This is a genomic window from Lysinibacillus sp. NPDC086135, assembly GCF_044746345.1.
In the GTDB taxonomy this organism is placed as follows: Bacteria; Bacillota; Bacilli; order Bacillales_A; family Planococcaceae; genus Lysinibacillus.
This window is the reverse complement of record NZ_JBIVCA010000029.1, coordinates 1-19,374: the sequence shown is the minus strand read 5'-3', so window position 1 is coordinate 19,374 and position 19,374 is coordinate 1. Positions and strand designations below refer to the sequence as shown.

General features: G+C 38.6%; 13 protein-coding genes and 1 pseudogene. 3 read left to right on the top strand and 11 right to left on the bottom strand.

Annotated elements, in window-relative coordinates; translation table 11 throughout:
* Positions 1-19: 19 nt before the first annotated feature.
* The 8 genes from ACIPKN_RS24935 to ACIPKN_RS24900 all read right to left on the bottom strand — a co-directional run bounded on the left by ACIPKN_RS24935 (position 20) and on the right by ACIPKN_RS24900 (position 14,258).
* Entirely contained in the window at positions 20-1,489 is a 1,470-nt protein-coding gene (locus ACIPKN_RS24935) for an alpha-amylase family glycosyl hydrolase (protein ID WP_400941394.1), read from the bottom strand.
* Between the two features lie 331 nt (positions 1,490-1,820).
* Complete coding sequence (locus ACIPKN_RS24930) at positions 1,821-2,189, bottom strand: YisL family protein (RefSeq protein ID WP_400941392.1); 369 nt, start codon at positions 2,187-2,189, stop codon at positions 1,821-1,823.
* 193 nt (positions 2,190-2,382) lie between these two features.
* The gene (locus ACIPKN_RS24925) at positions 2,383-3,285 is read right to left on the bottom strand and encodes a fumarylacetoacetate hydrolase family protein (protein ID WP_400941390.1); all 903 of its coding nucleotides are present in this window, start codon (positions 3,283-3,285) and stop codon (positions 2,383-2,385) included.
* Between the two features lie 783 nt (positions 3,286-4,068).
* Positions 4,069-5,235: a DUF418 domain-containing protein gene (locus tag ACIPKN_RS24920; protein WP_400941388.1), complete on the bottom strand. Its 1,167-nt coding sequence runs from the start codon at positions 5,233-5,235 to the stop codon at positions 4,069-4,071.
* 99 nt (positions 5,236-5,334) lie between these two features.
* Positions 5,335-9,051, bottom strand: a complete 3,717-nt coding sequence (addA, locus tag ACIPKN_RS24915) for a helicase-exonuclease AddAB subunit AddA (protein ID WP_400941386.1) — start codon at positions 9,049-9,051, stop codon at positions 5,335-5,337.
* A 1-nt stretch (position 9,052) separates the two neighbouring features.
* On the bottom strand, positions 9,053-12,562 hold the full coding sequence (gene addB / locus ACIPKN_RS24910; RefSeq protein WP_400941384.1) for a helicase-exonuclease AddAB subunit AddB: 3,510 nt from the start codon (positions 12,560-12,562) through the stop codon (positions 9,053-9,055).
* Positions 12,563-13,065: 503 nt separating this feature from the next.
* Positions 13,066-13,695, bottom strand: coding sequence for a TVP38/TMEM64 family protein (locus tag ACIPKN_RS24905; protein WP_142510284.1), 630 nt, complete (start codon positions 13,693-13,695; stop codon positions 13,066-13,068).
* Between the two features lie 11 nt (positions 13,696-13,706).
* On the bottom strand, positions 13,707-14,258 hold the full coding sequence (locus ACIPKN_RS24900) for a helix-turn-helix domain-containing protein (RefSeq protein WP_323653037.1): 552 nt from the start codon (positions 14,256-14,258) through the stop codon (positions 13,707-13,709).
* A gap of 124 nt (positions 14,259-14,382) precedes the next feature.
* On the opposite strand from ACIPKN_RS24900, the gene ACIPKN_RS24895 reads away from it, so the two are divergent.
* Together ACIPKN_RS24895 and ACIPKN_RS24890 are read left to right on the top strand one after the other, a co-directional pair.
* Positions 14,383-15,114 carry an AzlC family ABC transporter permease gene (locus tag ACIPKN_RS24895; protein WP_400941380.1) on the top strand — a complete coding sequence of 244 codons (732 nt, stop codon included), beginning with the start codon at positions 14,383-14,385 and terminating at the stop codon, positions 15,112-15,114.
* A complete protein-coding gene (locus ACIPKN_RS24890) occupies positions 15,111-15,437 on the top strand; it encodes an AzlD domain-containing protein (RefSeq protein WP_142510287.1) in 327 nt (108 codons plus the stop codon). The genes ACIPKN_RS24895 and ACIPKN_RS24890 overlap by 4 nt, the downstream gene beginning before the upstream one ends.
* Before the next feature lie 52 nt (positions 15,438-15,489).
* Here ACIPKN_RS24890 and ACIPKN_RS24885 read toward each other — a convergent pair whose 3' ends face one another.
* Together ACIPKN_RS24885 and ACIPKN_RS24880 are read right to left on the bottom strand one after the other, a co-directional pair.
* Positions 15,490-15,720 carry a DUF2198 family protein gene (locus ACIPKN_RS24885; RefSeq protein ID WP_400941433.1) on the bottom strand — a complete coding sequence of 77 codons (231 nt, stop codon included), beginning with the start codon at positions 15,718-15,720 and terminating at the stop codon, positions 15,490-15,492.
* Positions 15,720-16,901, bottom strand: coding sequence for a PDZ domain-containing protein (locus ACIPKN_RS24880; protein ID WP_400941377.1), 1,182 nt, complete (start codon positions 16,899-16,901; stop codon positions 15,720-15,722). The genes ACIPKN_RS24885 and ACIPKN_RS24880 overlap by 1 nt, the downstream gene beginning before the upstream one ends.
* A 238-nt stretch (positions 16,902-17,139) precedes the next feature.
* On the opposite strand from ACIPKN_RS24880, the gene ACIPKN_RS24875 reads away from it, so the two are divergent.
* The gene (locus ACIPKN_RS24875; protein ID WP_400941375.1) at positions 17,140-17,853 is read left to right on the top strand and encodes a hypothetical protein; all 714 of its coding nucleotides are present in this window, start codon (positions 17,140-17,142) and stop codon (positions 17,851-17,853) included.
* A gap of 155 nt (positions 17,854-18,008) precedes the next feature.
* On the opposite strand, the pseudogene ACIPKN_RS24870 reads toward ACIPKN_RS24875, so the two are convergent.
* Positions 18,009-18,944, bottom strand: a pseudogene (locus ACIPKN_RS24870) (IS30 family transposase).
* Positions 18,945-19,374 lie beyond the last annotated feature (430 nt).

Here is a 19,374-nt window from a genome sequence, read left to right as displayed (position 1 = left end):
TTAAGGGGTGAAGCACCCTTTATGATTGAGCATCTTGCTCATTACGACGTACTTTACCTCGTCTAATAATAACAACTACAAATCCTATGAATATAACCCATACTAATCCTAGTGCTACCATATAAGGTACATTTAATCCTTCATCATTTCTAACTTGATAAACCTCTACCATTTCACGATTTAAAATAACCGGATACACGTCTTTTTCATTTATACGAACTTTTTCTTGATGGATAATACCATTTAACATTTTACCTTCCCCAAGCTGAGCAGGTGTTAAATCAACGCGTTGTGTTTTACTAGTGTTGTTAACCATGATGACCCATTTTTCTTTATCGGATGTACGTGTAAATACAAGCAGGCCATTTTCATTGGTAATAACGTCAAAATCACCTTTGCGTAATGTCTCAGATTTATTACGTAACGATTGAACATTTTTAATATATTCGATTAATTCATCATCTGTTTTAAAGTTGAAAATTTGGTGCGTATCTGGCTTTGTTTCCCCGTTCATCGCAATTTCTGTACCATATTGCACAACTGGAATTCCTGGCATCATAAATAAAGCACCCATCGCCATTTTCAAACGCGTTGGTGGGAACATATTTTCTGTTGCAGAATCAAATGTGAAACGACGCGTTTCTAGGGAATCCACCATAATTTGAGTTGGCTTTTCACCCGTAAAAGGTTCCATCAACTTAGAAGAATCCATATCAACATTTTTAAATATATTACGATAAATATCAGCCGTAGCCGGTGAAATACTTGCATCAAAGTTTGCATCACTTTCTTCATTCGAAATCACATAGAGCGATTTTTTCGAATCTTTTACTGCTTTAATCACTTCATTGATAAATCCTGTATCGACACCAGCAATATTTGTTAAACGCACCCCACCAACATTATATGTAGAGACAAAATCTGTTGCTGATTTAATAAGTGCTTCTTGTACATCTTTGTTTGTTAAGTCCCACTGTACTTGTCCATTATTTGTTGAAGCAATCCAATCCTTTTTCGCTGGATCTTTTGCCCACTCATGATTCGGACTTACGTTGTTTAGCGGGAAATCAACCATGATCGATACATTTTTAGCTTTATAGGCCTCAATGACGCTTTGGAATTCCTCAGATGTACCAAAATGACGCTCAATTGTAGAGTAGCTCGTCGGCATCGATCCATCATATTTCTCAGTGGTAAAAATCGTACCAATAGAAACGATTGTAAAGCCCATCTCTCCGATAAATTTTAGTTTTTCCTGTAAGCCTACAAAATCGCCTCCTGCAAACTTAGTAGGGTCTTGCGTATTTGTATCAAAATCGTTAGTGCCCGAACCATTAAAGAAACGGTCAACGAGTAAATCATAGATGCTTTCTTCTGCAATCGTTCTTGTCGATGCTTCATCAGCATACGCAATTGGTGTAGCACTCACTAATGAAGTTGCTAGTAAAAGCGATGCAGCTGTCGCACTTATCCACTTCTTGAATTTCACATTTATTCCCTCTCTTTCAAACCAATCCATCGTCATTTTACCAAATAAAATAGTCACGTCGCTATCATTTAAAAATATTTTCCGAAAATGCAAAATTAATTACGACAAAAAGGTGTCAACTTTTACTATCAATTCATTCAGTGGCTCGGGCGGGGACCCGAGCAGTTTTTCGAGTTACCTGAGCACTTCTTCGGCTAACCCGATCAGTTTTCTTACCTACCCGAGCACTTCTCTGGCTAACCCGATCAGTCTTTTAAGCTACCTAAGCAATTTCATCTTCTCTCCAAAATAAAAAGCCGTGAAGCGAAATCTTCACGACCTTTCCAAATAATTATGCTAAGAAAGTTTGCCCCATTGGTAGTTTGAAGCCTAAATATAATGTAATGAATAAGAATACTGCAAATAAAATCCAAAACATACCTGTTGGTTTATTTTTCTTTTGACGAACTAATACCATTTCCATCATCCCAATAACTAAAATACCGCCTAGGAATTTAAAGCCGTAGAGCATACCCATATTATAATCCATGCCTTTAATGAATAGTGCCCCACCAGTAATGATAATTAAAATGTAGAATAAACGTAATGTCATATGTAAGCCTTTTGACTGCTTGCCCATTAATGCTGCAATTAAAAAGATTACGATTGCAACTACCCAAGTGGTAATATGCAAATGCGTTTGGCTAGTTAAGAAATTCATTATTTTCCCACCTCATATTCTTTTTTCTATCAAACTCTATCCTACCATGTGATGGAAAGGGTTTCAAACATTACAATAGTGTTCATGTAATATACAACAATTATGCCTCGGCATCATGGTTGCTGTCGCTACAGATAAACAATGCCGAAAAGGATAAAAATCCGCGGAGGTAAACTCACGCGGATTTGGAGTATTATTCAAAATGATTTACTAAAGTACCGATGCCCTGGATAGACACTTTCACAGTATCTCCAGCTTTTAAGAATTGTGGCGGATTCATGCCTTTGCCAACACCCGCTGGAGTACCCGTTAAAATAACATCACCTGGCTCTAATGTTACATGCTGAGATAAAATCGATACTAATGATTCTACAGTGAACATCATATCTTTTGTTGAGCCGTTTTGACGCACTTCATCGTTCACTTTTGTTACCACTGTTAAATCTTGTGGATTTGGAATTTCATCTTTTGTTACAAGGTAAGGTCCAAGTGGACAAGTTCCTTCCAAGCTTTTTCCTAAGAAAAATTGCTTATGTTTTTCTTGTAAATCACGAGCTGTTATATCATTGGCAATCGTGTAGCCAAATACATAATCATATGCTAAGTTTTTCGGAATATTTTTACCACGCTTACCAATGACAACTGCTAATTCGCCTTCATAATCCATTTTCGATGAAAGATCAGCATGAATAGAAATTGTTTGGCCATCAGCTGCAATAGCAGTCGGAGATTTTGTAAATACCATTAAGTCTATTGGAGCTGCCTCTGTCCCCATTTCTTTAGCATGTTCATCATAGTTTTTCCCAATACACATAATGTTTTTTGGTGTACGCGGAATCGGTGATAACCACTCGATCACTGTAAATTCACGTTTAAAACTTTCTGCACGGTCTGATTTTTCAGCGGCTTCTACTAATTTACGAATCTGTTCAACAAAATCAAAGCCTAGAGCAATGCCATCTACAATTGAACTTGAAAAAGAAGGGAGAACTTGAAGTTCATTTTGAATAGCGAGTACATCCCATACCGCTTCTTCTTTTTTTACTTTTGGTCCAAAACTTACATGTCCACCTAATTTAAACGATAAAATTTTCATGATTTTCAGAGCTCCTTCTTTTTTCTACATGATACAACAAAATTATAGAAATTGCCTTACTTTTACGATAACTATTTTTATTCCGAATAATTTGTGTTTTTTCACCATAACGTGTGGTTGATTTCCGTTCCGACTGGGCGCTTTGTAGCTGACGCTTCGCTTTCGCTACAGAAAACATTTGTTGCTGCCGCTTCGCTTTCGCACAGTCAAAACATTTGTAGCTGACGCTTCGCTTTCGCTACAGAAAACATTTGTTGCTGCCGCTTCGCTTTCACACAGAAAAAACATTTGTAGCTGACGCTTCGCTTTCGCTACAGAAAACATTTGTTGCTGACGCTACGCTTTCGCACAGAAAACATCCGCTGCGCTGCAGGGTCTCGGGCCAACACGATGTTGGTCACGAAGGCATTATCACAGGATGTGATGCTTTTAGCCTTCGTTCCTCTATTGCTAATCCCGAGGAGTCGCCCAATCTCCACTACAATCCACTTATATCAATTTCGCCTTGACGTAATTGCTTCTGAATTTTGAATTGTGCCCGCACAATTCATTCCTTTAAAAATTCATGACATCCGCCAGAGGCTTTATCTTCATAATGAAGATAAATAACATACGGTTTAACATTTACTATCCCAAACAATTAATAATAAGCTAAATCGCAATTAATTATTCTTATTAAACAAGACGTGTTCATTAACTTTATGTTGCCCTCACATTGAAAATGAACGCTAATTTCCACCGCAGATTGTGCGTTTTTTTGCACGAGAGTCAAGCCCTCAACAATTACCCTGCTTTAGTTTTCATCTTATACGTTAACTTGCGCCATAAAGCCTCTAACGGGCCTTGTTGCCATTTCGCTAGGCAAATTTCTGCCACAATCATTTGGACAATAATAATACCGACTGCAATTAACACACCTGTTGCGACACTCACTTTTCCATACAAGCCAAATCCAAATTGATAAAATAAACATGTTCCAATCATTGATTGAAGTATGTACATCGTTAATGACATGCGCCCCATTTTTGCAAAAGGACTAAGCAGCTTTGATATAACTGGAAGTAAACAAAGTAAAACAATGAGCCCCGTATAGCCAACTGCTAAAATTGGACCACCTATGTATACTTTCAAGTAGTCTAGCAAATAAGTACGCGTAAACATGACTGGTAAGCTCTTAATAAAAATGCCAACTGCTAATCCAGCTATTGCTAATGCCAGCCAAAGCCATTTTAGCTCCTTTGCTCGTTCCACTAAACGCCATTTAGATGCCGCGGCACCAATTAACATAAATGGTAAAATTGTAAATAACGCTACAAACCACATGCCGATCCCCGCCTGAACAGATAAATCGGTTAAACGTTGCATAAATGCATCCATCCAACTGCCCGTTCCGTAAGAAATTATCGCCTGCTCTACCGAAGTAATATCTAAATACTCATCAATTTTCATATTAAAATTAATATATCCTACAATAAATAACATAAAAACTTGCATAACGCCGTTAATCACAATACCTATTGACATTAACCAAATAGGGTGAAGACGTAGTAAAAGCAATAAAAAAATGCCGCAAAATGCATACATCATCAAAATGTCGCCCCACCAAATGAGCACAGCATGTAGCAAACCAAATACAAATAATACAGAAAGTCTTCGCAGTCCTATTGCATAAAAATTTTGTTCACGACTTTGCGCTTTCTGCCACTGCATAGCGAGTCCATAGCCAAATAACATGGCAAACAGCGGATAAAAGCTACTTTGTACATAAATATCTAAATTTTGCTGCCACACTGTATCAGATGGTGTTGTAAACCATGATGCCAAATCAATATATGGCATCGGCAAATAAAAGGCAAACATATTAACGAGTAAAATGCCTAGTAAGCTAATACCACGCAAAATATCTAATGTTGCGACGCGCTCCTGCAACATTGTCGGTTTAAACTCCACAAAATAGCCTCCTCTATGTATACGGCGAAAACAGAGCTCTCTAACATTCATTCCTTTATATGAAACGATATCAGATAGCCCTGTTTACACCGTGTTCACTTATGCATGTAAAGCCCGTTCAATATCGAATAAATATAGAACCTTATCACTCACTTTTATATGAAGGATAGATTCAATCGCCTCACTATAAACTCTCAGCTGAACACCATATCGGTTTAAAAGTTCCTTTGTTAGCGCTGGCTCCTCAGCAAAATGTGATTGAATACGATCTGTTTTATAATCAAGCAAAATCCATTCACCATTCTCATCCTCAAATAAGCAATCAATAATCCCTTGTACAATTTGAGCGTCGCCATCTTCATCTACCCTACTAATCGTAAATGGCAGTTCTCTTCGGATTGTTTTTGCTTTTTTAAAGCGTTGTCCAATATCTGTTGTAAAGAAATTATATATTTTTTTCCATGGGACAATCTTCCCCTCCGCCTCGGTCAGAAGCTGTCTTGCCACTAAATTAGCGACAAACTCCTTAACCTCCTGTACATCCGTAAAGCCGTTTTGAGGTACATGTTGCATGACTGTATGGACAGCTGTTCCTATTTCTGCACCTGTCAACTGTTTGTCCTGTAAAAAGGTTGGACGGGGCGCAATAGTCGTCGTTTTTTGCTTAGAAGGTACTGAAAAGTAATATTCAGGCTCCTCCTGTCGCTGTAGATTTTCTAAACGCTTTATTTCACTTACAGATGTTTTTGAGCGTTTTTGTGTTGATTTCTGAAATGCATAATGTGCTTGAAAACGCATCGTAATTTCCGACAGCAATGCTTCGTCCTCTGGCGTTTCTAGCAATGGCTGTACCTCATCCTCTAACGCCTGTATATCATACGCAAAATGGCTTGTTTCAACAGCTCGTACCCACCAATGCGATACGTCTTCAGATGCCTTATAGGAGGAAGAAGCAATTTTTGCAAAATCTGCATGTCTCGCAACTGCAGGCCCAAGCCAATCAAAGTAGCTATTAGCTCTCGCGCGTAAATACTCTTGTAATGGGGCATCCACAGGTAAACTTTGAGCATCCTGCCAGTTATCGAGCGTTTTACGCCAATTTTTTACGGAGCCTACTAAAATAAGTCGCTCCTTCGCACGTGTCATCGCTACGTATAATACACGCATTTCCTCAGCCCGCATTTCAAGCTCCTTTTTCTCCTTTAGCGCTAAAAATGGTAGAGATGTATACGTAATACGATTTTCTGGATCAATTGCCTTCACTGCAAGGCCAAAATCTTGATCGAATAAATATGGATTGTGGAAATCCATTTTATTAAACGGTCTCCCCATCCCTGCAACAAAGACAACAGGGTATTCCAAACCTTTTGAAGAGTGGATCGTTACAAGACGTACAACATCGTCCTTTTCTCCAATCGATTTAGCTGTTCCTAAATCATCTCCACGCGTACGCATACGATCAATAAAACGTAAAAAGCGAAATAGTCCTCGAAAGGCTGTTTTCTCATACATTAAAGCACGGTCATGTAAAATGCGTAGGTTGGCCTGACGTTGCTTACCATTTGGCATAGCACCAACCATCTCATAATAATGCGTGTCTAAATAAATTTTCCAAATTAAATCTGACAGTGAACCACGTCGTGCTAAATCTCGCCAGTTTTCAAATGCTAGCATAAATCGTTGAAGCTTCACAAAAGTATCTGATTGCACACCATGCCCATCACTTCGAATAAATTGCCTTAATGCATCATAAAATGGTGCTTTTTTATCTGCTAACCGTATTTTTGCTAGCTCATTTTCTGTTAAGCCAACAAATGGTGCACGGAGCACTGAAGCTAAAGGGATATCCTGATATGGATTATCGACAACCTTTAGTACATTCAGCATAATCATGACTTCAAGCGCATCAAAATATCCTTTAGAGGACTCCGCATAGAGAGGGATTCCCGCAAGCTTAAATTCCTCAACTAAATCAGTTGACCATGTCATTGAACGCATTAAAATCACAATATCACTATATTTTAATGGACGTTCTGTCTTCGTTTTTGTATCGAATACGGTTGTCCCATCCTCCATCATCTGCCGAATACGCTCAATGATAAAACGTGCCTCATACTGTGATTTTTTTAATTCCTCTAGTTCAGAGGCATCGCTTGCAATGTCTTCCGTCTCTTCGTCCAATGCCTCTTCTTCAGGAGGATGCATGATGACTAGCTCTACCGGAACTTCTTTATCATCATACGGCGCTGCTGGCTTTAATGAAGCATTTTCATCATAAAGAATTTCCCCTACACGCTCACCCATAATTTGTGCAAATACATAGTTTGTAGCGTTCAACACTTCTTTTCGACTACGAAAATTAGCGTTTAAATCTATACGCATTCCCGTTAAATCTGGGGCCTCTAGAAACTCACTATATTTTCGCATAAAAAGCTTCGGTTCTGCTAAACGGAAACGGTAAATACTTTGCTTCACGTCCCCAACCATGAATAGATTTCCATCTTGCTCACTACCTGTTTTCACAAGCTGCAATATTGTTTCTTGAAGCATATTTGTATCTTGATATTCATCAACAAGTACTTCTTTAAACCGTTGTTTCAAATCTAGTGCAACAGGTGAAGACTGTAAGTTACCTTCAACTTCTACAGTTAAAATTTGCAATGCGAAATGCTCTAAATCCGAGAAATCAATAATTCCTCGTTCTAATTTTGCCATGCGGAACTGTTCACTAAAAATATTTGTTAATTGGACTAATGTTCCGATCGTCGGACCCATTAATCGTATTTCTTCAAGCAAGCGTGCAGGAGTACGAACAAAATAAGTCTCTTTCAGCTTATTGACAATTTTTTTAGCTGACTCACGTTTTTTCTTGGCAAGCTCTTGTAGCTCCACATCTACTAAAGTATCCTTTGATACACGCTTTAACGTTGACCATTTCACCGTACCAAAATAATCAAAGAGTTCCTGCCATGTTCCTTCACGACTAATACGAATACCTTCCTGAATCATGGCAAAATCCATTTCTGCGGTTTCAGCATATGGAGCAGGTCCCTCGGGCTGTAGCGTAATGGCACGCATTTCAGAAATTAAAACGAATGCCTCCTCAAGACTATGCTTGACTGTTAACTTTACATATTTCGACAGCTCTAAATCATCAATGGTCACGTCCGCAGCTAAGTCATATGTCTCTGGTAGACTACGAAGCCATTTTAGAGGCTCTGCATGTACACGAGACGTATCATATAGCTTGCTTATTAATGTTTCAATAGCTTGATCATCACGATCCGACGTAAAGCTATCAACGAGACGGTAGATTGCTTGAACCTGTGCCTCATCCTCAGAATCGTAAGCATCTTCTAATACTTCTGCCAATATATCGTCCCTTAGCAACGCAACCTCCGCCTCATTCGCTATACGAAAGCCTGGGTCAATATCTAACATATAGGCATACTGTTTAACGATTGCTAAACAGAAGGAATGCAGCGTTGAAATTTGTGCTTTATTGACAAGGCTTAGCTGGCGTCGTAAATGGTTGGAAGTTGGATTTTCTGCAATAGCCTTTTCAAGCGCCTCCGCCATACGGTGACGCATCTCAGCAGCAGATGCATTTGTAAATGTAACGACAAGTAACTCATCCACATTAATGGGATCCTCTATCGCAACTACCTTTTCAATCATGCGATTAATAAGTACTGCCGTTTTACCAGAGCCTGCCGCAGCCGATACAAGTGTATCCTGACCGCTTGCATATATGGCCTTCCATTGGTCGTCAGTCCACGTTACTTCCGCTGGCTTTTCGGGTATTTTTTGTACCAACTTACTTCATCTCCTTCCGAATTTTCTCAACGATATCATTCGGTTTTGCTTGCTGTAACTGACGATAGCTTTGCTTGCCATCAGATGGGTCGAATTGACAAACAGCTGTAAATTGACAGTAGTCACATGCTGTTTTTGTTTTAAGTTTATAAGGACTAATGGACGTATCCCCTGCTAAAATTCCATCACCAGCCTCTTGATGCTTGCGCCGTACAAAATGCTGTAGATTTTTCATATCATTAACAGGTACAATACGCGACTGAGATTCTGACGGTGTCCCATCTTTCTTCATATAGACAGGAATAATTTTTGAATGCCCACTCGATTCCTCTAATTGCTCATCCATCGATAAAATGGCCTCCGCATTTTCTGACAAAAGTCCTTTCATTTTGTATTGTTTTAAACGGTCTACTTCAATTTCACTATCACTTAAATCCTTATCAAGCTTTAGCATTGGATTGTGGACATGTACATAAAGAACCCCAGCTGGCTCCGCCTCACCTGACAGCCAATAAGAAGCGTTTTCCATCGCCACATCTAAATACGTTAGTACCTGTAGAGACAAACCGTGGTAAACCTCATTCAAATCTAAATCACGAGCGGATGATTTATAATCGACGATCCGTAAATAAGAGCGGTCATCAATAGACGCACTATCCACTCTATCAATACGACCTCGCATAAACATTTTCTTACCACCTGTTAAATCTATTTCAAGTGGAGGAAGCTGTTCATTTTGCCCCGGTCCAAATGATGCCTCAATGGCAATTGGCTTAAAGTGAGATACATTCGCATGCTGCGTAAGTGCCGTCATTGTTCGCTCGACAATACGAATAAGTTTGCGTTGAATGTAGCGATAACGTGCGCTTGACAGTAAGATTTGATGTGAAAATACCGGCACAATTTGCTCTACAGCTTGGCGTGCTAATTGTTTAATTTGCTGCTTTGTTAAACGTATCCATGATAGTTGCAGACGGTGTGTCTCTTCAGTAATCCATTTCAATGCCTCATGGAATAAATCACCCATTGCAAATGTTTCTAGTCTGTACTCTGCCCGCTCTTCTAGATGAAGTCCATACGTTGTAAAATGAGAGAATGGGCAACGGAAATATTTCTCAATACGAGACACGCTAGATGTTAGCTTTTGACCATATAATTCCTGAGTGATGTAGTTTTCTAATGGTTCTGCTTCATTTTTATGAGTGATTGGATGTAAAACTCGATCATAAATAAGTGCCCAATAAGGGTCTTGTTTATAAAATTTTTGTAAAGCAAGCCACTCTGGCGCTAGTTCTCGACTATGTTCAGCTTGACGTTTTTGCACCATTAAATGTGCTAAAGCTGTACGTGGATGGCGTAAATACGGTAATGCACTTTCATCCAATAGTTCAATTGGATCGATTACAACTCGCTCGACCTCGACACCGCTCAAAAGGCCTGCCGTTTTATCATTGCCGATAATTTTCTTTATATAGAGTGAAGACAGTAGCGCCTTGCCCTCTTCATCTGCCGTTGGATAGGACATATATAATTTATCGGAGGGTGTCGTTAAAGCTCGATATAGCAAGAAATTTTCCTGCAGCAAACGATTTTTAGATGTTGGCGCCAGTTCATAGCCAATTTGACTAAACCATTCACGTTCGTTATCTGACAGCAATCCCTCATAATCCATACGAGTTGGATAGACTCCATCATTCATTCCTAAGACAAAAGCGACTTTTATATTCGATAAACGAGCTAAATCAACTGTCGCTACCATAACTTCATCTAATGTAGGCGGGATACGCGAAAATTCTAATGTATCAAAGCCCTCGTCTAAGATTTTCGCCGCTTCCTCTACGGACATCTCCTGCTCACCAAACATATACACAAACTGATCGAGCACTGCAATCCATTCTTTCCACGCTTGATCATGCTCACTTGCAGCTAATGCATCGCCTCGATCAAGTTCACGGTCTTTCATTGCTTGAAGCTTTTCATAAACATTTAAATGCTCAATCAACTCAAATAAAGCTGTCGCTACATCTCTACCTGTTGTCGCCACTTCCAGCTTGTCCTGTAATGATTTAAGCGGCTGACGAATTTCGTTGCGAATAGCCTCGATTTCTGCCTGCATTGCACGTTCTTCATCCGTCTGCACTCGCGAATGGAATTCTAGTCCACGATACTTTTTGAAAAACCATCGAGCTTCTTCAAACCAGCGCTCTCCAAAAACGCCCTGTGCTAAACAGTAGTTTTCTAAACGATCCGCTCGCTCACGCCAAACATTTAACTCAGCATGTAATGGGAAAAATAAATCTGTTTTTACACTACGAAAAACTGGTTCATATTTCCAATTAGAAGTAATAACCTCTAAAGCAGATCGACTAAGTTCAATTAAAGGGTGATGTAACATCGTCTTTTTCGAATTTGTAAAAATAGGAATTTCATATTGTTGGAAAATTGTTGTAATGAGCGGGTCATAGACTTCTGCTTGTCTATAAAGAAGTACTATATCTTGATAACGATACCCTTTCTCTCTCGTCAGCTTTGTTATTTCCCGGGCAATGGCATGTATCTCCGCACGTCGATTAGATGCTTCAAGCACCATTACATCACCTGAAGTTTCTTTCGTTTGAGGCACCATATCAGCAAAGAGAGCTTCCATATGTTGTAAATCAATAGACTGGAAACGATACGTATTATAGAAGTGCAATGGTGCTTCAACTTCAATGCCTTCTTCATCTGCAATATCGTGTAAACGTTGGTTCGTAGAAGCGGCTTCATGGAATAAAGATTGCTCATCATAAACTTCATCGATATGGTCAAAGGGAAGAACTACCGTTACCTGTTTTGTCACCTTTAATAACTCTTTTACAAGCTCTAATTCTCTTACCGTAAATGCTGTAAAACCATCTATATAAATTGACGCCTGCTTCATCGTCTCGGAGCATTTTAGTTGCTCGGTTAAAATCGGATAATACCCCTCACTATCGACATATGTCGTGCCAAGTCGTTCCTCCAAAGCTTGCAAAACTACTTGTAAATCATTCGTCTTCGCTTGCAATGTATTTGGCGCATCAATGGCTTGCAAAGATGCTGTCACTTCAGCTAGCACCGAACTATTTACACTATAACGACTAAACTCTCGTAATAGCGATTCAATTTCCTCAGTAAAGCCTCGTTTCCCAGCTGCTTGTCGAAATAATGAAAACTCACTTTTTTGTTCCTCTAAAAGTTTGCGAATAAGCATTCGATAGCCATAGCCATTTACTTCTTTTCGAGCAATACCACCCGTTTCCTGTAATACTAGCCATGCTAATCGTTTAAATGTCATGACCTGCGCACGGATTAAGCCTTTCAAGTCATGCTTATTCGTAAGCTCATACTCCGTTGAATAAGACATTTGGTCAGGTACAATCACAAAAATTGGATGACCTAACGGATCTGTTTTTAGTTGCTCGACAATCTCTTGATGAATAAACGTTGATTTACCCGTTCCTGAACGTCCTGATACAATACGCAATGTCATGTACTTTTCTCCTCCTGTTAATATATCTATATCAATTATGCCTCGGCATAATTGCGTCCGGAATCGGCTTTGTGCTTAGGCCTGCAGGATGCAGCAGGTCAGTTAGCCGTTATCGCAAGGATGCGATGATTTTAGGCTAACATCCTTTATTAACGCCTGTCCGATTTCCGTGACATCCGCCGAGGCTTTAACTTCTTTCAGTAGATGTTTGTACACCCGCTAAAAAGTAACTTAAACCCGAATTCATTACAACACCTATAGAGATGGGAGAAATGTTAGTCGTAAATACACGGGCTTTGCTGGTCTACTTGAGCAGTTTTTGCATGGACCCGATTACTTTGATGGTTCCCCCGAGCTTTTTGCTTCTCTAACTTTGCATTTTACTATTTTATCTAAACGCTGCTCCACGTTTCTCGAACATCGCCTTACCTTTATGAATGAAGATAAAAAACCCCTTCTCTCATTTTACATGATATAAGGGGTAAGATGTGCATATTCAACTTTCAACGTTGATGATTTTTCGTCAATTTTCTCGCATGTTTTAAGTCTCTTTCTACCCGGGCATTTAATCGTTTCTCCATAAACTTGCCAACCCACCAAAGCAAGACAATCGCAACAGCTGCAATAATCAGTCTAACAGGGCTCGTTAGGAGAGACTTTAAATCGTAACCAAGTACGCTCATTCCTAAAATCATAACGAACTTCCCAGCCAATAACACCACAAAATAAAACTTTTTATGAATATGAGATAGACCCGCTACAATGTTTACAATGATTGAGGGGGTAAAAGGAAAACAAAGTAACACGAACAGAGGACTAATACCATTCATATCTACCCATTTAATTAGCTTCTCTACTTTTTTACTGCCTGTTACAAATCGAAGCTTTGGATGCTTGCCAAAATGTCGGACAAGCAAAAATACCGCATATGAGCCCGCTACGGATCCTATCCAGGATAATAAAAAACCTAACCATAAACCAAATGCGCTCGCATTTGCGACAACGAACACGACCAAAGGTAAAAATGGAAAAAACGCCTCTATAAACGTTAAAAATAAACCAATGACCGGGCCAAGCGTTCGATATTGTGCCGCAATCTGCTCAATATTATCTACAGTAAACCATTCACTCAAAATCGACACCTCTATTTATATTGCAAAATCAAATGTAAAATCGTTAACTTTTCCGAAGTATTTTTATACTCATGTGGTTGATGTCCTGAGAATACTAGTGTATCCCCTTCTTCTAGTAATTCATGCATCTCCCCAGCAGAAATATTGGCCTGCCCTTGGATTACAGTCACAGTTTCCTCTACCCCTTCTGTGTGGGCTTCACTTCTACTGAAAGCACCGGGCTCCATTTCAATCCTATAAAGTTCCCAGCCACGATCTGGATTATAAGGAATAATGGAATACACACGATATCGCCCCTCATCTTCATCTACACGTGGCGCATCCTTACTACTATATTTCATGAAGTGTGCTGTTGGTGCTTGTAATAATGAGGAAAATGAAGTACGCATTCCCGCAGCAATTTTCCAAATCGTTGATACTGTAGGATTTGCCTCCCCTTTTTCAATTTGGGCCAGTTGAGCTTTACTTACCCCTGTAGCTTTGGCAACATCATCTAAGCTTAAATGACGTTGTTGCCGGATCTTCTTTAATTGAAATGCCAAATTTCGACTCATTTGCTCCATTTTTTTTCACCAATTTCTATTGTTTATTTTATCAGACATATGTATACTTTAATAAACACAACTAACTATCAGACTATTCCATTATTAGTATACATGGAAATTTTTAAGAAAGGACGATTTATTTATGACAAGTACAACCGATTTTCAGAATGAAACAGCAAACATGCCAGACGATAGCTTTTTACAAGGCGTTAAAGATTGTGTTCCCACTTTACTCGGTTATATAAGCATAGGACTCGCTTTCGGTGTTGTAGGTTCCGCTTCTGGGTTATCTGTATTCGAAATTGCACTATTAACTATACTCATCTATGCAGGCTCCGCACAATTTATCTTTTGTGCACTTCTTTTAACAAATAGCCCTGCTTCTGCTATTATTGTAACCATTTTTGTTGTAAATCTACGCCATTTATTAATGAGTTTAACATTAGCTCCGCACTTTACACGCTATTCCATGCTAAGAAATGTTGGTTTCGGCACATTATTGACGGACGAAACATTTGGCGTTGCTATTACAAAGCAAATGCAAAGCGGGAAATTACATGGCAAATGGATGGATGGGCTGAACATAACTGCTTACTCATTTTGGATTCTTTCTTGTGTAGCTGGCGCATATTTAGGACAGTGGGTAGCAACTCCTGAAAAGTGGGGTCTAGATTTCGCATTGGTTGCTATGTTTGTGGCACTTCTTGTTCTCCAACTTAACAGTGTAGGTAAAAGTAAAATAATGCATTATCTTATGTTAATAGGCTATATGGTTGTCATTATGTATGGTCTTTCTTATATTGTGCCCTCCCATGTGGCTGTTCTTCTTTCAACAGTTATTGTAGCAACTATAGGGGTGGTGACAGATAAATGACGACAACTACTACTATGGTATGGCTCATCATTGGCTGTGCACTTGTCACTTGGCTACCACGTATTATTCCTTTTATTTTCGTTCGAAATGTAAAACTACCTGAGGTTGTATTAAAATGGCTAAGCTTTATCCCAGTTTGTATTTTGAGTGCTCTTGTCATCGAAAACTTATTGGATACAGAAAGCGGAAAAATTGTTACATTAAATTGGCCCGTATTGATTACCTTTGTGCCAACCCTTATAATTGCAATTATTACCAAAAGCTTATCTATTACAGTTGTAGCGGGGGTTATCATTATGGCAGCCGTAAGATTCTTCATGTAAAAAGGTCAGTCTTAAAAGTGAGAAAGCTATCACTTTGGACTGACCTTTTATATTAATTTTTGTTTTTTTTCATTTTACTTGCTAGCCAAAAGCCTACTGTTAACGAAAATGCATCGATTACGAAGATAAGAGGCGGCGAAGTATATCCTGCATAGACAGACGCCGCAATAAGCGCAATTGCCAATATTAAGGCAACATACCGATTATACGTAATTCTAGTAAACAATAATACGAGTAATGCTGGTAAAAATAACGCTAGCATCATTTTCCCAAAAACATCCATCATATATCCCTCTGCTCAGCTAGTAATAATCCAATGCGATAATGATCATTGCTATATATAACATGCTGTGTTAAGCGTATTTCATTGTTACGATCTATTACTTCTAGACGGCAATGTGCAGCATTTAATTGCAAAGCCTCGTATAAATCATTTTCAGTAAAAATGGTCTGACCGTTTACTTTACGAATACATTCTCCTGCCAGTAAGCCCATTTTTTCAGCAGGTGAATCAGGTAAGACAGCCGCAATAATAGCGCCCTTTGAATTTGGTGCAACCGCATAAATGTCTGTTTTATCTTGCAGCGCATAGAAGATTGTGATAATGATACGAATCACTGCACCAATTACCAACGTGATAAAGCCAATTAACGGCTCCAACGCAGCAACAAGTCCACCTACTAAAATTAACTGCCCTAGTATTAGCACCGCTCGGCCAATTTTAGGCAATTGCAAAGTCGGCAATTCTTTTCGAGTAAGCTTTGAAAAGCCTATGACGAGTGGAAATAGTACAAGTGCAAAAGTACTCTCCCCTAATGTAAATTGTGGCCAATATGGGAAATCTACAGGAATAATATCACCAGGTATTACAAAGAAAATTGGCAATATCCATACATTTCTTGAACGATAGACAATTGCCTGCATACCTCGCTTCGTCTTTTCAACTCTCGGTGTCGTTACCTTCATTGCTGTTCGACGAATTAATATCCCCTCAGCAATCACACTTAGACCTGCTAAAACCGTAATCGTTATAATGGAACCATCTAATAAATTTACACCTTCTAAAGAGATTTTCCACCAAGAAAATGTCCAATTGTAATGGTACATCAACCACATTGCTAATGTCGCAAGCCCCATTGTATAGATAGGTGAAAGTGCATTAATGAAGAACAGTAATAGTGCCAACGCAGAAATAGCGATTAAATTCATTAAAAAAGCTTTAGGCACTGTTAAACCTAAACCAACACTTATGAGTGAAATGAGGAGGGCATTTAGCCACCCAAATTTCCATTGACCAATTAGCTCTGTCCAACCCCAAATAATACGTCTATTAAAAAACTTCCGCTCCTGTTTTACACGACTATAACCTAATAAAACCGCAAATAACATTGCGATATACATTAATGGGTTGATTAAAAAGCGGCCAATCGCTGTTACAATTTCTATTAAAATATCACTAACCATACGAACACCCGCCGTTTCTATCTTGAATACTATGATTTTATTGTATCAAACGACTACACTCTTGCGTAGTACAATCTAGCAGAAAGCCTTCTATTCTTATTTTTTTATGTATTCAGCGGATATTAATTTAAAACGTTGCAAGTATGTCGATTACCATTTTTATGAATTAAGCCGAACATTCGAATATTTCTTGTAACTTAAATTTGTAATAAGTGTCTAATAACTAGGAGGTGTTATATTGAAAGTTCTTAAAAAGATGATATTTATTTCTGTATTTGCTTTGTTGATATCTTCTTGCAGTAACTTCACTTTTCTTAAAGGGTGTCCTGATGGGGAAATTGAATGGGTGGATGTGTTGATGATTAACGATATACAGTATGAGCATCATTTTCCAGAGCCAGTGAATGAAAATCTTCCTATAACGATTGAAAAAGGTAAAGAACTTGGTAAAGTGACATATAAAATGGCTGACAGTGCATGCAGTAATCACAAGATGCAAAATGGTGATGCGACATATTTAAAAGAAGGAACAATCATTTCTGAAATAAAAGGATATCCATCTTCCTTGATTATTGCTGCAAATAATGATGTTTATGTAGCCAACACAAATAAAAAGGCAAAAACAGTAGGAGAACTTTACCCTATGGATCATTTGGTGAAGAATATCTATTTTGAAAGCACTGAAGATGGCAAGAGAATACACACATTCTCACAGTCTTCTAAGGATACGTTCCTAGCCGCATTTTATGAATTAAAATTAGAAGATGTACAATCATTAATTGATGTAGGTAAGCTAGAAGATACACGTATATTTTTGGGGATTGAACTTAATAATGGTGTTTCATTTAGGCAGCTTTACTGGAGCGATTCTAATACATTCCAGAATGGAGCAATTGGGAACGATAAGATAAAGGAAGTTATTAACTATGAATTATCAAATCTAAAAAAATAATACAAGTAATATAATAAAAATTCCTACAATCATGAGCTGTAGAAGTCGCTATTTTTCAAATTGTGCTATCAAAGTTGTTTCTACAGCTTGAGACGGAAAAGAAAGCATTTTAATCAAACTTTGTTCAATGTGCTTTCTTTTCATTTGATGATTTGTCAAATTAAGTGCAACAATTGCTCATTAAAAGCCTCGTTTGCAGTTTTCCAACCAAGACATTTTCTTGGTCGGTTGTTGATATAGTTTAATGATTCTGTTAGTTCTTCTGGTGATACTTCTTCAAAATTTGTTTGCTTAGGGAAGAACTCGTGAAGTAATCCATTCCCATTTTCATTACTTCCGCGCTGCCAAGAAGAATAGCATCCGCAAAATAAACATCAATTTTCAAGTCATTTTCTAACACTTTATAGCAGCTAAATTCTTTACCTCGGTCTTGTTGTGGCTGTTTTTATAGCGCCTTTGGGTAATTTAGTATGAAGTAGACGTACTGCTCTTTCCATTGATTGAGCTGAGCGATCCGGTATCAAAAAGCCAACATACCACCGTGTCATTTGCTCAATAAATGTTGCTACACAACCTTTTGCTTTCCCACGTCTAGATACAACTGTATCTAACTCACAATGTCCAAAGGTTTCACGTTTACGTACTTCTTTTGGGCGTTTAGAAATTGGTGTACCAATGTTAAATCTTCCTCTTGTTTCGCGTGGTTTTTGGCGCTTTCCTTTTTGACGGAGAACGGTTATAGGCACTTCTAAAAGACCATCGTAAATCCAGCGATAGATGGTTTTAAAACTCAGCTGTCCTTGATATAAACGGCCGACAATTTGTTCAGGCGACCAAGTATCCCGCAACTTTTCTTGAACAGCTTCTTTTACTTCTGGCGTATATTTTAACTTGGCACCACAGTTGGATTTATTTTGTTGGTAACGTACTTGTGCTTCGTCAGCCGTACTACCGGCGTGGCGTTTTATTTCTTTGGAAATCGTAGAAGGTTGACGATTTAAGAGTTTCGCTATTTTACGAATCGAATAATCAAGTTCCAGGTATGTTTCTATTTTTACACGTTCTGATATGGTAAGATGAGTATAGCTCATAACAATTCCTCCGTTTGAATGTTGGTGTGGTAACTACATTCTACACGAGGTTGTTATGGGCTTCCTTTATGTTGACATCTAGGTGTTGCACTTAATATTACAATCCGTCATTTATAAAAAATGATTTTTAGAATTACTTTTAATCAAACTTTATTCTAAACAAACTAACCTTTAGGTCCTGCATCTTCGTCAGCTGGTGCTCGATATTTTGCTCCATCGCCCATTACTTTTCCGAGGAGTTTCCTTATTTCTTAACCTTCGGCTAGATAAATGGCAGAACCCATAACCATTTTATTATTTGGGTTACCCAGCTGGAAAAATGCAAATAGAAAAGTCGAGGAATAAATCCTCGACTTTTCTAGGTGCCTAGCGACGTCCTACTCTCACAGGGGGAAGCCCCCAACTACCATCGGCGCTAAAGAGCTTAACT

What these genes read in the sequence shown, in the direction of transcription:
- ACIPKN_RS24925 (WP_400941390.1), bottom strand. Translation starts at nt 3,285, where the DNA reads ATGAAAATTTTATCGTTTAAATTAGGTGGACATGTAAGTTTTGGACCA.
- ACIPKN_RS24885 (WP_400941433.1), bottom strand. Translation starts at nt 15,720, where the DNA reads ATGGATGTTTTTGGGAAAATGATGCTAGCGTTATTTTTACCAGCATTA.
- ACIPKN_RS24890 (WP_142510287.1), top strand. Translation starts at nt 15,111, where the DNA reads ATGACGACAACTACTACTATGGTATGGCTCATCATTGGCTGTGCACTT.
- addB (WP_400941384.1), bottom strand. Translation starts at nt 12,562, where the DNA reads ATGACATTGCGTATTGTATCAGGACGTTCAGGAACGGGTAAATCAACG.
- ACIPKN_RS24880 (WP_400941377.1), bottom strand. Translation starts at nt 16,901, where the DNA reads ATGGTTAGTGATATTTTAATAGAAATTGTAACAGCGATTGGCCGCTTT.
- ACIPKN_RS24900 (WP_323653037.1), bottom strand. Translation starts at nt 14,258, where the DNA reads ATGGAGCAAATGAGTCGAAATTTGGCATTTCAATTAAAGAAGATCCGG.
- ACIPKN_RS24930 (WP_400941392.1), bottom strand. Translation starts at nt 2,189, where the DNA reads ATGAATTTCTTAACTAGCCAAACGCATTTGCATATTACCACTTGGGTA.
- ACIPKN_RS24895 (WP_400941380.1), top strand. Translation starts at nt 14,383, where the DNA reads ATGACAAGTACAACCGATTTTCAGAATGAAACAGCAAACATGCCAGAC.